The sequence below is a fragment of the Pseudocitrobacter sp. RIT415 genome (genome assembly GCF_003057695.2).
In the GTDB taxonomy this organism is placed as follows: domain Bacteria; phylum Pseudomonadota; class Gammaproteobacteria; order Enterobacterales; family Enterobacteriaceae; genus Pseudocitrobacter; species Pseudocitrobacter faecalis.
On the sequence record NZ_QBJC02000002.1, the window covers coordinates 242,590 to 256,518 of the forward strand.

Sequence of the window (13,929 nt, forward strand, 5' to 3'; positions counted from 1 at the left end):
ATTTCAGACAGGAATTAACGGTGGCGATGACTATTTTTCGGCAATATTAATGACCACCCGGCGATCCGCAGACAAACATGTCACCAGTTGATTACCCGACTGCCCGTCGCAGCTATTGCCGGTGACCGGTTCACTTTCGCCTCGCCCTTCAGCAGAGATATTTTGTGCCGGGAATCCCTGGGCGACCAATTCATCGGCAACGGCCTGGGCACGACGTGCTGATAGTTGCTGGTTGTAATCAGCACTGCCAATACGATCGCTATAACCAATTACTACCGTTGTTTTATTGTTGGTTGGCTGCAAGCCTGGAGCATGAGAAAGCTGGTTGATTGCGGCTTTCCCTTGCGCCGAAAGCTGGGCTGAGTTGTAGCCAAACAGCACATCAGATTTGAGATTAAACTGCTGCGGTTCAGGCGCAGGCAACGGTGCGGCCACCGACGTATTAACAACAGGCTCATCATCATGCTGACCAAAACGATAAGAAATACCCGCCGTCACCGAGCTGACATCGCTGCTCACGCCAATCTGATTAGCATTCCCGACATTGCTGACCCATTGATACTCTAAGCGCCCTGCCCAGTTTTTATTAAACGCATATTCCGTACCGACAGCCGCAAGAGGACGAATCCCCGTCTCAAAACGATTGTGTCCACCAATATCGGACTCTGCACGATACCCCATCGCCCCGGCGCGGCCATAAATATCCCATTTATTGGTTAACCCGTAACTGGCTTTAAGCGACAGCTGTAAACCCTGGCTTTTCATTTTCGCCCCGGATGCACCATGATTCCCCTTAATTTGCATATTCCCCAGGTAATCATATCCACCTTCGACCGCTAACCACGGTGTAATCTGATATCCGGTGAAGACACCACCGCCCACGTTATCGCGGTCAAAATCAAATTGGTCGCTATTGTGCGCATTATCGATACTTTCCTGATTGGTATGAGCATCAAAATAGTGTGACCAACCAAATTTCGTGCCACCGTACCAGGTGCCCGCGTCCGCCGCGGCAAAAGCCGTTGTGGCCGTAAACGCATTGGCAATAATCAGAGTAAGGAGAGTCTTTTTCATATATATCCCGTTATGAGCTTGCTGAATTTAACGCTGTTTCTGTTTAAGTGCGCTCACAATAAATCCAAACCCTCACTCTGATAATCTATTTGTTATTTATTTTTGGACAATACATCGGTAAACCCACATATTTACAGGTGCAGCCACTCAGAATTTTTCCGGGAGATGGTTAATCGCTGTCAGGTAACCCCCTCTTTTAAATGAGATATATTCACCTTTACTCAATGCAGAAATGACGTTCAAAATGCTACTGCGCGATAAGAGCGTTCGATCCTGAATATACTCAAGGATAGAAGTGCGCATCCGTGTAGCATCGGGTAACAAAATCATCTCCAGTAAATGACTTCGAATGACAGAATATGTTCGCTGCTGCACGACCAGCGCATCCCGATAAAACAGATATGCCGTATGGTAGGAAAGCAACGCGGCGACGTCTTCCCATAGCCCCTCTTGAGTAAAAATTTCGGTAGCCCTTTGCGCATCGACGCGCAGCATTGTCGATTCTGTTTCAACCCGAAATATATGCCCACGAACCGGCTGAATCATTTCCGCGATCCCAAACAGATGCGGTTCGTAGACGGTAACGATAAGCAAACCATCTGACGCACGTAATATAGAGAGCTCTCCCTCCATAAAAATATAGAGCTGTTGCTTGCCTTTATGTGTCCATGTCATCCGTTTGCGTGGCGGAATTCTTACGCTTTCAGCGACGAGGGCCAGCGCAGCCGTTAAACGTTGTATGCTGGCTTCTGGTCGAACGGGAGGTAATATATTCATTGCGGTTCCTGATAATAATAATGACTGGAGTATAGCTTACCGCGACCTACGTGCAATGAACTAAAAATGGCATTATCACTTACATCGCTGAGGGTGGGATGAATATTTATTTTTAAACAACCCTGCATTATAGCTCGCCCGGTAACAATGATATCATCATGGATATTGAATCTCGTGTTACATGCATTAAATATTTCGCTGAGGATATATGAAACCTAATAAAATAACAGGTTATATCGTTTTAACCAGCCTGCTATCAACATCACTATTTTCCTTTCCCGCTCATGCACAGGAAAATATGCAAGCTGCGACTGAACACACAAAAAGGGTAAATGAAGCGCTTTATCATCAATTGCCCTTCTCAGACACCACGGATTTTACCAACGCACATAAAGGCTTTATTGCTGCATTACCGTCTAATGTCATAACCGGTGCCAAAGGAAACATTGTGTGGGATCCACAGCAATATAATTTTATCAAAGAGGGAACAAAAGCGCCTGACACGGTCAACCCCAGCCTCTGGCGCCAGGCGCAGTTAATTAATATCGGCGGATTATTTAACGTTACTGATGGTGTATATCAGATTCGTAACCTTGATCTCTCGAATATGACTATTATTGAGGGTAAAACCGGAATTACTGTCATCGATCCTCTCGTTTCGGCAGAAACTGCAAAGGTGGGTCTCGATCTCTACTATAAAGAACGGGGTAAAAAGCCCGTGGTTGCGGTGATATTTACTCACAGCCACGTTGACCATTATGGTGGTGTAAGAGGCGTCGTCGATGAGGCCGATGTCGCCAGCGGGAAAGTCAAAATTTATGCGCCCGCCGGTTTTATGAAAGAAGCCGTATCGGAAAATATTATGGCCGGGAATGCCATGAGCCGCAGAGCCAGCTATATGTATGGGAATCTTCTGAAGCCAGATATTAAAGGTCAGGTCGGTGCCGGCTTAGGCACCACAACGTCAGCCGGCACGGTTACGCTGATTGAGCCGACAAATTATATTACCGAAACCGGGCAACAGGAGAATATTGACGGCCTGACCTATGACTTTATGATGGCCCCCGGTTCCGAAGCACCCTCTGAAATGCTGTGGTATGTAAAAGAGAAAAAGATGATTGAAGCCGCGGAGGATGTTACCCATACCCTGCATAATACCTACTCTTTACGCGGTGCCAAAATTCGCGATCCTCTGGCATGGTCAAAATATATTAATGATGTTATCAATCGCTGGGGCGGTGACGCTGAAATTATCATCGCACAGCATCACTGGCCGACATGGGGTAATAATAACGTCGTTAATCTGATGAAAAGTCAGCGTGATATGTACCGTTATATCAACGACCAGACTTTACGCCTGGCAAATAAAGGGCTCACACGCGATGAAATTGCCGATAACTTTAAGCTCCCTTCCGGGCTAGCCAATGCCTGGGCAAGCCGTGGTTATTACGGTTCCGTTAGCCATGATGTGAAAGCCACCTACGTATTTTATCTTGGTTGGTTTGATGGTAACCCGGCAACTCTCGACGAATTACCGCCCGAAGCTTCGGCAAAAAAATTCGTCGAGTACATGGGCGGCGTCGATGCGGTTATGCAGAAAGCGAAAGCCGATTATGCGCAGGGGCATTATCGCTGGGTAGCACAGGTCACCAGCAAAATTGTCTTTGCTAATCCAGATAATCAGGCGGCCCGTCATCTGGAAGCCGATGCGCTGGAGCAACTGGGCTATCAGGCCGAATCCGGCCCATGGCGTAACTTCTACCTCACCGGCGCGCAGGAGTTGCGTAACGGCGTGGTGAAAGGCCCAACGCCCAATACCGCCAGCCCGGATACGGTTCGGGCAATGTCGCCGGAGATGTTCTTTGATTATCTCGCGGTACATATTAACGGTGAAAAAGCCGCCAATGCGAAAGCCATTTTCAATGTCGATTTAGGAAACGATGGCGGTAAATATAAGCTGGAGCTGGAAAACGGGGTGCTGAATCATACAGCAAACGTGCAGGCAGATAATGCTGATGCGACGATGACACTTACTCGCACCACGCTGAATAAAATTATTCTGCAAGAAGAAACGCTGAAACAAGCCCAGACAAAGGGTGAAGTGAATATTACGGGAGACAGTGCAAAACTCGATCAGATGCTAAGTTATATGGATAAATTTGAGTTCTGGTTCAATATTGTAACGCCATAAAATATAACGCCTTCTGTCGTACCCCGGCAGAAGGCGTTTGTCTGTACTATTTACTGTTTCGGCGCGAGAGATAATCCCGTTGCGTTTCGCCGATATAAATCTGACGCGGACGATAAATCGTTAACGGTGACTGATGCATTTCGTTCCAGTGCGCCACCCAACCCAGCGTACGGCCAACGGCGGCCACCACCACAAACATGGAAGATGGCAGCCCCATCGCTTTAAGGATCACTGCAGTATAGAAATCCACACTCGGCGACAGCCCATTTTCCACAAACCAGGGATCGGTCAATGCCCTCTCTTCGAGCGCCATTGCCACTTGCAGCAGACTGTCGGACATCCCCTGCTCTTTCAGCACACGGTGGCAGGTATCGCGTAGAATAGCCGCGCGAGGATCCAGATTGCGGTAGCGGGAGTTACCGAAGCCTAAACGGCGGAACGCCTGCGGATCCCGTTTGGCCTGACTAAGAAACGCCGGTACCTGTTCCACCGTTTCAATCTCTTCCAGCATGCGCATGCTGGCTTCATTCGCACCGCCGTGCATTGGCCCCCACAAGGATGCCAGCCCAGCCGCAATACAGGCGAACAGATTCGCGCCAGATGATCCCGCCGCGCGAACCGTCGTGGTTGATGCGCACTGACCGTGATCGGCATGCAGCACCAGAATCTGGTTCATCGCCTGCTCAATCACCGGATTAAGCTCATATTTTTCCGCCGGAATCGCAAACAGCATATGCAGGAAATTGCCCGCATACGAGAGATCGTTACGCGGATACTGCGCCGGCTGTTCGATGGTAAATTTATAGCTCATTGCCGCCAGCGTCGGCATTTTCGACAACAACCGCGTAGCCGCCAGCGCCCGATGTTCGGGATTTTCCACATCCAGCACATCATGGTAGAACGCCGCCAGCGCCCCCACCATCGCACACATTAGTGCCATTGGATGCGAATCACGACGAAAACCGCTACACATCTTAGACATTTGTTCATGCACGAGAGTGTGGCGCGTAATGTTCTGCCGAAATGCCTGATAACTGGATTCATCCGGCGCCTGACCTTCCAGTAAAATGTAAGCCACTTCCAGAAAATCGCACTGTCTGGCCAGTTGCTCTACCGGGTAACCCCGATGAAGCAGAATACTGTTTTCTGTATCAATGTAGGAGATCGCTGACTGGCAGCCTGCGGTGTTAGAAAACCCAGGATCAAAACCGTATAACCCGGATTTATTGAGCGCACGAATATCCATACCATCGTGCCCAAGCGTTGCTGACACCCGATCCAGCATTACAGGCTCCTGCCCGTCCAAAGAAAGCGTTAGTGGTTTAGCACCCATCGGTAAGTTTCCCCTGTGCAATACGCAAGCCATAACCTGAGGTAATATTTCAGGCAGAAAAACCAACATAACCAGAGCGATGGGACGGTTCTTTGATGTAGACGGCTAAAACGACGATAAAACGTGCGATGGATAATAAACGCAGGTTGTTTATGGCTGCGCATTCAAAAAACTCAAAGAAAAGGGGTGCATTGAAGATACCCAGATCCTTTGCCGTTCGGATCTATAGACCTGTGCTATACATGGCCGGGTTTAATTGGAAAAAGTATCCGGAAACGTTATGAAAAAGAGACATGATGACCCTAACCGTACACCATAAACCGCCCGAAGGCGGTTTATGGTGGCGACATTCAGTGATGGACGAGATCGCCGGCGCTGTGTTTTGGCCCAAGCCGCCCCGCCTCTTTTAAAATTTCCTCAATGAGTTCTTCAAGACATTCTTTGCCATGATGGTCGCATACCAGATGCACCTGCCGCGATATCTCTTCCGTCTGCATACCATCACACAAGGCTGATTTGAGCATCACCGCAGCCCAGCGTTTCGCTTCAGAGTGAGTTAACATAACCCCTCCCGATTCAGGATATCTTTCTAAACGTAGTCTCCCCAGAGAAAATATCCAGCATTTGAATAATCACCTTGTGAAACAAAATATGTCATCTTTCTAAAAAGTCACAATGCGAGATAACATTATCATGTCTGCCGTTAGTGAAGCCGCGCCGAAAACTCCGGAAAAACCACCTCAGATTTATCTAATCTCAGATTGATATAATCGAACCGGGCAAAACCGATACAGGGAGGAACTATTTTTCGTAATGCCCTTGACTGGACTAAGGTCACCAGCACCAGTCTGTAATGCCTGTCAATGAATGAGAGTAATTCAAAATCATTTAAACCACTGTCTACTTTGTCTATAAACCATAGCGCCCACTCGCGATGTGTGTAGATATGCTCAACACGGATCGCATGGCCATGCTGAAGAGATAACGTCACACCGATAGTACGTTCCGCGGTAGCCGATTTTTTTAAATCAGTGACTTTCGTCAGGCCATACTTCCGCCTGCAACTGAGAAAATCAAGAAGACAGGAAACAGAACTTAACGCGCCATGTTCATCACTAAGTCCATGAGCATTCATGCTTTTTCTGAGATGAATGCAGTCCCGGAGGGCTGCCAAAAGTACATAATCACAGGGATGGTCGTTCATGCTGCCCTCTAAAGTCGATGGAAGCAGGACGTGTTGTTAAAACTATGCTCTGTTAACTAACTGCTTCGTTAACTAACTATAGTTTACATTGAAAAATCCGAAAAGAATTAACTATAGATTTACAAAAAATAAACATAAATCGCTGGAAAAATCGTCACCTGAAATGTTCAAATAATAACCTTTATGAGCCATCTAAGGCTCTCCGGCTATTTAGCAGGAGCATCTAATATTAATTACTAACATTGATTATCACTACAAACTGGATTAGCCTATGCCAGAAAAATCGTAACTGGATAGTCAAAATGAAAAAAACCATGATAGCCCTTTTTGTATTCGGTCTGGTTGGCTGTAGTGCAAATAGCGTCCAAAGTAATGCCACGCATGTAAGAGTCACCAATAACGAGCCGGGCCGTGAATGTAAATTCCTTGGCGATATCACCGGAAGCCAGGGCAATTTCTTTACCGGCGGTTGGACGTCAAACAGCAATCTTGAAACAGGCGCGCGCAACGATCTGAAAAATAAAGCGGCAGATATGGGTGGTAATGTGGTCGCGCTCATTACACAAAGAGCGGGCCAAACGGGCGGTGCCTATGGCGGCACGGGTTCATCTGAACAAACCAACGTGACTTTATCTGGCAATGTTTATCGCTGCCCGGAATAAAAATTAGGCCCAGCAACGGGCCTTTAATTTAAGTGACAAATAAAATAATCTGCTTATCCCCGCCCCTTGCAAATCTGCCGCAAAGAATATTCTCATAATAATTCACCTACAAATAATTAATCTATAATTAATTCTGAGGTTTTCATCAACGTGAAATGGAGGATTAATTATTGTCTATTCAACACGACGAAAAAGGCCAGGTTGTTATTGGAGAGGCAGCCCTCGCGCTTGCGCTTAGCGAGAAAGAAATCAGTCTGAATACCCTCATTATGCAGTTATCCCGGATGGAAGCTGGCTGCGTAACTGATGAGCGAATACAGTCAATTGTCAAAGCCAGAAACTGGCTAATGAGCTTTGAGCATCCACAGGAAGCCGCGGCCTGCCTGCCCTATCTTAACAGTTAGGATTAACCGCCTTTATACTGAGTAGTAAGGTATTCATGGACATCGTCCGGTATTCACCGGAAAATGGCGGACAGCCTCAACGGTTGCGTGCAAGCGTTTTCCGGCTGGAATATCTGTCAGGGATGACACGTTAATAAATTTAAATAATTAATAATGTAATTAAGCCACTCATTAACCTGCCCCGCAAACTAATCAGATTTTTCCGGCGCACGCGCGCCGCTAACATGCTCATATTATTCTACACTGAATATTTAGAGTTAAGCCCTTCCTGATGACCAGGAGATAAAATGACTGAATTAAATGAACGCGTTGAAACCATTGAGAAAACGATTGCTGATCTAAGCCTTGATCTTCAGGCCTCCAGAATTGCTATCACCGTCTTAACGAGTGTCATTAATAAGATGAACGGCGATCCAGGCTACGTGACAACGCTGTATGAGGAAGAGAAAAGTTCGGCACCTTTGGTTAAGTTTAACCACCCTGAGCAGGATGGTTATGAGGAAAAACTCACGCAAAAAGTGTTGGCTCTGATTGGTAAAACACAATGATTCAAATGGTGATAAAGCAAGTGGCTGAGTAAAATCAGCCACTTCCCTTCCCTCAATGCTTCACCATTACATGCCGCACGACCGTATAATCTTCCAGCCCGTACAGCGACATATCTTTACCGTATCCCGACAGTTTCTGTCCACCGTGCGGCATTTCACTGACCAGCATAAAGTGGGTATTGACCCATGTGCAGCCATATTGCAACCGCGCGCTGACGCGATGCGCGCGACCGACATCACGGGTCCACACGGAAGAGGCCAGCCCGTACTGTGAGTCGTTTGCCCACGCCAGCACCTGCGCTTCATCATCGAATTCGGTCACGCTCACCACCGGGCCAAATACTTCGCGCTGGACGATGTCGTCCTGCTGCCGCGCGCCTGCCAGCAGGGTTGGCAGGTAGTAATATCCTTTACTTTCGGCCTTTTGACCGCCGGTGATCACCTTAACATGCGGCAGCGCTTTCGCTTTCTCTACCGCCGCGCTAACACGCTCAAGATGGGCAAGCGAACTCAGCGGCCCCAGTTCAGTCCCCTCATCATTCGGATCGCCAATTTTCAGGCTAGCCACCGCCGAACCGAGTTTTTCGACCAACCGCTCATACACCCCTTTCTGCGCATAAATGCGACAGGCGGCGGTACAATCCTGCCCGGCATTGTAAAAACCAAAAGTGCGCACGCCTTCAACAACGGCATCAATATCCGCATCATCAAAAACAATCACCGGCGCTTTCCCGCCCAGCTCCATATGTGTCCGTTTTATCGAGGATGCGGTATGCGCGATGATGTGCTCCCCGGTGGCTATCGAACCGGTTAGCGACACCATGCGAACTTTATTATGTCCGGTGAGCGGGTCGCCGACGGTTTTGCCTCGCCCAAACAGCACGTTCAATACGCCAGCAGGAAAGATATCCTTCGCCAGTTCGGCTAACGCCAGCGCGGTCAGCGGTGTGATTTCAGACGGTTTTATCACCACGCAGTTGCCCGCCGCCAGCGCCGGAGCCAGTTTCCAGGCCGCCATCATCAGCGGATAGTTCCACGGGGCGATAGAGGCGACCACGCCAACCGGATCGCGACGGATCATCGATGTATGCCCTTCCAGATATTCACCCGCCGCAAGGCCGTTGAGACAACGTGCCGCGCCGGCAAAGAAGCGAAAGACATCAACAATGGCCGGGATCTCATCATTAAGCACGCAATGTAACGGTTTACCGCAGTTTAACGACTCCAGTTTAGCAAGCGTTAGAGCATGTGACTCGATGGTGTCCGCCAGCGTTAACAGGCATTCTGCACGGTGCTTAGGCGTGGTCTGCCCCCACTCAACAAAGGCGCGGTCAGCCGCCTCCACGGCCGCGTTTACCTGCTGAGGAGACGCTTCGGCTATCTCCAGCAATACCGCGCCCGTTGCCGGGTTGTACACGGGCTGCATCTCACCTTCACCCGCGACCAGCTCACCATTAATCAATAAGTTATGTTGCATCGCTATATCCTGTCTGATTGAGTTATTTACCACCGCTGGCCTGCCGTGAAGGTCTTGATAATGAAATAGAGCAGCAGCTGTACCGTAAAAATATCTCCTTCACTAAAAGTAGATGGCGTAACTCAAGGGCTCGCGGGCGCACGAAGAAATTTGTGCAGGTTGTGACAAAGTACGCATTCCGCGTATACGAAAGGATGACCTGCTCAGAATATGGATTATAGACAAGGAGTTAGGGCGTAGTGCGGCTATGCGAATTTCCTATGACCGCGGCGAAAGAAAATAACCCACGGTCATTGTCCGATCATAGCGAAAGTTAATTCAGAAGCTGGCGAATGAGTTTACCGAGTATTTCCACTGCGCGGTCTTCCCGCTCCCCCCAGCCCCACGCGGTATTGAAACGGAAAAAGGAAGCCCAGTTATCAGTCGTGGAAAACATTTTGCCCGGTGCAATGCTGATATGATGTTCAAGCGCCATCGCGCTGAGCACGCCCGCATCAATCCCGGCGGGCAATTCCAGCCATAAGAAATAACCGCTGTCGTTATGGTGAATTTTGACTTCCGGCGGCAGATGGCGCAGCAACGCCTGCCATGCCATTTGCTTACGTTCAGCCAGTTGGCGACGCAGACGCCGCAGGTGGGCGTCGTAACGTTTGGTGGCAAGATAATCCACCAACGCCATTTGCATCGGCGAACTGGTTGAGAGCGTGCTCATTAACTGTAAATGCTGAATGCGCCGGGCATGCTTGCCAGCCGCCACCCAGCCAATACGAAACCCCGGCACCAGGCACTTGGAAAAAGAGCTACAGTGCAGCGTCATATCATGGCGGTCCCATGCTTTCGCCGGAAGAGGTTTATCGCGGCCAAAGTAAAGCTCGCTATACACGTCATCTTCTATCAGCGTCACATTATGCGCCGTCAGCAACGCCACCAGCCGCGCTTTCTTTTCCGGCGAGAGCGTGAAGCCCAGGGGATTCTGACTATTGGTCATCAACCAGCAGGCTTTCACCGGATAATTCTGGAGCGCCTGTGCCAGCGCATCGAGATCGATACCCTCTTTGACATCCGTCGCCACCGACAACGCTTTCAGTTTCAACCGTTCCAGCGCCTGCAACGCGCCGTAAAAACAGGGGTTCTCAACAATCACCCAATCTCCCGGCTCGGTTACTGCCTGCAAACTCAGATTCAGCGCTTCGAGGGCGCCTGCGGTGATCACTATCTCATCGGGGGAAATCGTCATCCCCTGCAAGGCGTAGCGTCGGGCAATCGCGTGGCGCAGATCATCATTACCCGGCGGCAGGTTTTCAATCACGCTCATCGCCGTCGCGGTTTTACTCACCTGTGCCAACGAACGGTTCAGTTGCGGCAGGGGAAACAGACGCGGGTCAGGAAACGCCGAGGCAAACGGCAGCACAGAGGCATCGCGGCTGGCCTGCAACACCTCAAAGATATAGGTGTTGATATCAACGGCTTCATCACGCATAACCTGCACTGGCGCGCGGCTGGGGCGCAGTACCACTGCACGTGGCGCAACATAATAGCCAGACTGCGGGCGGGCGATGATTCGCCCCTGGCTTTCCAGCAACTGATAAGCATGGCTCACGGTCATAAAACTCATGCCGCTGTTCACCACCTGCTCGCGCAGCGACGGCAGTTTGTCGCCGGGTTGCCAGACGCCGTTTTCAATCTGATCCGTCATCTGTTGCGCAAGTTGCTGGTACTTTTTCATCGTTTTGTCCGATTTACGATTGAGTAACCTGCATCTTATAACAGTTTTACAAAAACTTCATTTTCACGTAACTGTTATGAATAGTCCGAAAGTGCGTTTTTTCTGAAGCGTGTATTAGACATAAACACATCAAACAATAATTATGAAGGTATTCGGCTGCTCGCTGGCAAGGGAAATGGCTAATTACCCCAGTAACAATCACAGTGTGGTAAAGCGTACGAATTTGTAAAAAGGATTAAGAATCAGCAAAGAATGAAATCCCGGCTGGAAAAGATCTGCTGATGCGTTATGAATTATAGAGGACGGAAATATGGCGTTAAGGAGCGTTATGCAGGATCACATCTATTTATGCCCGGAGTGCGAAGAACCTATATTTAAACCGGGCACCGTCATTTACTCGCCAGAAGAGATAAACGACTGTAGTTGCCAACATTGTGGCCGCGCGTACACACCGGAAGATGTCATCAACCAGGCGCGCAAAGCCGCCGCAGACCTGCTGCGTGATGCCCTGCACTGCCACGAATGAAGTACTTAGCGCCAGTAGGTATGTCTTTTCTTTATTGGCCCACGGAATAAAGAGGGGGCGGATTTCTTACTGCGGCTCAATAACATAAGCAGTACGCACATGAAGCTAATAAAACCTAAAAAAACGCCCTGACCTGCGGCGATCATTAGGTGCATTAAAGATGTATATTCAACGATCATATCAGCCAGACTTCTTTCTACTCTTACTGCCCACGACACGCGGTTGAAAAAACAGCAAAAGAACATGTGTAATCATCAAAAAGGGTTTTATTAGCCGACGAAGAAAATGAGGCGTCGGTTAACCGGCGCAAATTATATGACAGGATTCAGTAAAAACAAAACTGCTAATTCTGGTATTCGCGCGACGCGTCACAGGAAAAAGATTGCAAAATGTTAAGTAAATCCGCATCCGCTCATTCCCTGTGACGTCGCAATGCTGCAATGATGTTAATTCATCACGCCAAGATAGCCGTGGATCGCCATATAGACGCCAACCGCACCAATCAATGCGCTGGAGAAATAAGGCGCACGGCGGGCCAGGATATCAAACCCTTGCCAGCGTTTGGCAACCTGCCGAACGCTTACCGCCGCCCCTACGCCCACGGTGACCAGCGTCAACGCCAGCCCGATACTAAAGCAGAGCACCAGAGTTGCCCCAAGCGTTACCGCTTTAAGCTGAATGCAAATAAGCAGCACGGTGATGGCGGCAGGGCACGGAATCAGCCCGCCCGTCAGGCCGAACAGCAGAATTTGCCAGTTTGTGACCGCTTTACCGCTGAAGCGACGCTTAATATCCGAGGCATGCGCCAGAGCATGAGCATCCTGATACTCCCGGGAGTTCACATCCAGCCCGGTAAACTCAGTATGCGCGTGGTGGTCGTGGTCGTGGTCGTGGTCGTGGTCGTGGTCGTGGTCGTGGGGATGGTGCCCCTCTTCCTGCATTTGCGCAAACCAGTTTTTCTCACCGCGCCAGGTTCGCCAGAACATCCAGCATGCCGTCGACAGAATAATGAGGGCCGACACCAGTTGCAGCCAGGGTTCCGCCGACTCGGCAGTGAATTTATTGCTGATATACATTCCGCCGAAAGTAATCAACCAGACCACCAGGGTATGAGATAACGTCGCCGCCAGCCCCAACATGGCGGCCTGCCTTACGGTGCCTTTAATGGCGATAATAAAAGCCGCCATCATTGTTTTCGAGTGTCCCGGTTCCAGCCCATGGAGGGCACCGAGCAAAATGGCACTCGGAATGAAAAACCAGGCATTTCCTTGCTGAAGAAGTGTTGTGAATTCGTTCATAAGCGTAATTATTGGTTAGAGAGAGGCATCGAATTCTACTCCCCCCCAGTACAGAATACTACCCCCCAGTAGAATGCTAATGCTATAATCAGCATCGATTTTAGGTAAGAGAGATATCAGCATGTCGCATACTATTCGAGATAAACAGAAGCTGAAAGCCCGTGCCAGCAAGATTCAGGGCCAGGTCGTGGCGCTCAAAAAAATGCTCGACGAGCCTCATGAATGCGCCGCCGTGCTACAACAAATCGCAGCGATACGTGGTGCGGTGAACGGATTAATGCGCGAAGTGATTAAAGGCCATCTGACGGAACATATCGTTCATCAGGGTGAAGAATTGAAGCGTGAAGAAGATCTTGACGTTGTATTGAAGGTGCTGGATTCCTATATCAAGTAACCCAGAAAGTGGACCGCCATCGAGGCCTCGAACCCCGTCCCTTCCAATCGAAAATCGTCTGCTCTTCCCGTTGAGCTAATGGCGGTTTGTAGCGTCATGCTGAACAACGAGCGGCAGAGTAATCCCCTCTACCTCAATGAAAGTTAAACAAAAATTCAGAAGCGAAAAAGCTTAACTTTCCTGACATTTCGCTCACTCATTCGCACGAGCATCCTCCTGCGAATGTATAACAGTTAACACAACTGTTATCTAAAAACATCGCTTTGCTGTACATGTCACCAGATTGTTACGCACCTTACAATTTGACTGAACAAA

Annotated in this window: 14 protein-coding genes and 1 tRNA gene; 6 read left to right on the forward strand and 9 right to left on the reverse strand. The window is 49.2% G+C overall.

What is annotated here, in order from left to right; all coding sequences use genetic code 11:
• Nucleotides 1-30 precede the first annotated feature (30 nt).
• Together ompA and DBY68_RS03620 are read right to left on the reverse strand one after the other, a co-directional pair.
• On the reverse strand, nucleotides 31-1,074 hold the full coding sequence (gene ompA / locus DBY68_RS03615) for a porin OmpA (protein ID WP_108474195.1): 1,044 nt from the start codon (nucleotides 1,072-1,074) through the stop codon (nucleotides 31-33).
• 147 nt (nucleotides 1,075-1,221) lie between these two features.
• The gene (locus tag DBY68_RS03620) at nucleotides 1,222-1,851 is read right to left on the reverse strand and encodes a helix-turn-helix domain-containing protein (RefSeq protein ID WP_108474194.1); all 630 of its coding nucleotides are present in this window, start codon (nucleotides 1,849-1,851) and stop codon (nucleotides 1,222-1,224) included.
• A 208-nt stretch (nucleotides 1,852-2,059) separates the two neighbouring features.
• Here DBY68_RS03620 and DBY68_RS03625 point away from each other — a divergent pair, with 208 nt between their 5' ends.
• Complete coding sequence (locus DBY68_RS03625; protein WP_108474193.1) at nucleotides 2,060-4,042, forward strand: alkyl sulfatase dimerization domain-containing protein; 1,983 nt, start codon at nucleotides 2,060-2,062, stop codon at nucleotides 4,040-4,042.
• A gap of 46 nt (nucleotides 4,043-4,088) precedes the next feature.
• Here DBY68_RS03625 and DBY68_RS03630 read toward each other — a convergent pair whose 3' ends face one another.
• From DBY68_RS03630 to DBY68_RS22720, 3 genes are all read right to left on the reverse strand, one after another.
• Nucleotides 4,089-5,375 carry a citrate synthase gene (locus tag DBY68_RS03630; RefSeq protein ID WP_108474192.1) on the reverse strand — a complete coding sequence of 429 codons (1,287 nt, stop codon included), beginning with the start codon at nucleotides 5,373-5,375 and terminating at the stop codon, nucleotides 4,089-4,091.
• 350 nt (nucleotides 5,376-5,725) lie between these two features.
• Complete coding sequence (locus DBY68_RS03635; RefSeq protein WP_108474191.1) at nucleotides 5,726-5,938, reverse strand: hypothetical protein; 213 nt, start codon at nucleotides 5,936-5,938, stop codon at nucleotides 5,726-5,728.
• Between the two features lie 140 nt (nucleotides 5,939-6,078).
• The gene (locus DBY68_RS22720) at nucleotides 6,079-6,579 is read right to left on the reverse strand and encodes a hypothetical protein (RefSeq protein ID WP_146745431.1); all 501 of its coding nucleotides are present in this window, start codon (nucleotides 6,577-6,579) and stop codon (nucleotides 6,079-6,081) included.
• A gap of 302 nt (nucleotides 6,580-6,881) precedes the next feature.
• Here DBY68_RS22720 and DBY68_RS03640 point away from each other — a divergent pair, with 302 nt between their 5' ends.
• From DBY68_RS03640 to DBY68_RS03650, 3 genes are all read left to right on the forward strand, one after another.
• The gene (locus tag DBY68_RS03640) at nucleotides 6,882-7,241 is read left to right on the forward strand and encodes a DUF4156 domain-containing protein (protein ID WP_108474190.1); all 360 of its coding nucleotides are present in this window, start codon (nucleotides 6,882-6,884) and stop codon (nucleotides 7,239-7,241) included.
• A 170-nt stretch (nucleotides 7,242-7,411) separates the two neighbouring features.
• Nucleotides 7,412-7,645: a hypothetical protein gene (locus tag DBY68_RS03645; RefSeq protein ID WP_108474189.1), complete on the forward strand. Its 234-nt coding sequence runs from the start codon at nucleotides 7,412-7,414 to the stop codon at nucleotides 7,643-7,645.
• Nucleotides 7,646-7,932: 287 nt separating this feature from the next.
• On the forward strand, nucleotides 7,933-8,193 hold the full coding sequence (locus DBY68_RS03650; protein ID WP_108474188.1) for a hypothetical protein: 261 nt from the start codon (nucleotides 7,933-7,935) through the stop codon (nucleotides 8,191-8,193).
• 52 nt (nucleotides 8,194-8,245) lie between these two features.
• Here the strand turns inward: DBY68_RS03650 and patD are convergent, their stop codons facing one another.
• Both patD and DBY68_RS03660 read right to left on the reverse strand, forming a co-directional pair.
• Nucleotides 8,246-9,670, reverse strand: coding sequence for an aminobutyraldehyde dehydrogenase (patD, locus tag DBY68_RS03655; RefSeq protein ID WP_108474187.1), 1,425 nt, complete (start codon nucleotides 9,668-9,670; stop codon nucleotides 8,246-8,248).
• Nucleotides 9,671-9,983: 313 nt separating this feature from the next.
• Nucleotides 9,984-11,396 carry a PLP-dependent aminotransferase family protein gene (locus tag DBY68_RS03660; protein WP_108474186.1) on the reverse strand — a complete coding sequence of 471 codons (1,413 nt, stop codon included), beginning with the start codon at nucleotides 11,394-11,396 and terminating at the stop codon, nucleotides 9,984-9,986.
• Nucleotides 11,397-11,724: 328 nt separating this feature from the next.
• Between DBY68_RS03660 and DBY68_RS03665 the strand changes: the two genes are divergently transcribed.
• Nucleotides 11,725-11,922 (forward strand): hypothetical protein, encoded by a 198-nt coding sequence (locus DBY68_RS03665; RefSeq protein WP_108474185.1) that lies wholly within the window; start codon nucleotides 11,725-11,727, stop codon nucleotides 11,920-11,922.
• Nucleotides 11,923-12,368: 446 nt separating this feature from the next.
• Here DBY68_RS03665 and DBY68_RS03670 read toward each other — a convergent pair whose 3' ends face one another.
• On the reverse strand, nucleotides 12,369-13,220 hold the full coding sequence (locus DBY68_RS03670; RefSeq protein ID WP_112296175.1) for a nickel/cobalt efflux protein RcnA: 852 nt from the start codon (nucleotides 13,218-13,220) through the stop codon (nucleotides 12,369-12,371).
• Between the two features lie 121 nt (nucleotides 13,221-13,341).
• Between DBY68_RS03670 and rcnR the strand changes: the two genes are divergently transcribed.
• Complete coding sequence (gene rcnR / locus DBY68_RS03675; RefSeq protein ID WP_108474183.1) at nucleotides 13,342-13,614, forward strand: Ni(II)/Co(II)-binding transcriptional repressor RcnR; 273 nt, start codon at nucleotides 13,342-13,344, stop codon at nucleotides 13,612-13,614.
• Between the two features lie 9 nt (nucleotides 13,615-13,623).
• Here the strand turns inward: rcnR and DBY68_RS03680 are convergent.
• A tRNA-Glu gene (locus DBY68_RS03680) sits at nucleotides 13,624-13,699 on the reverse strand.
• Nucleotides 13,700-13,929 lie beyond the last annotated feature (230 nt).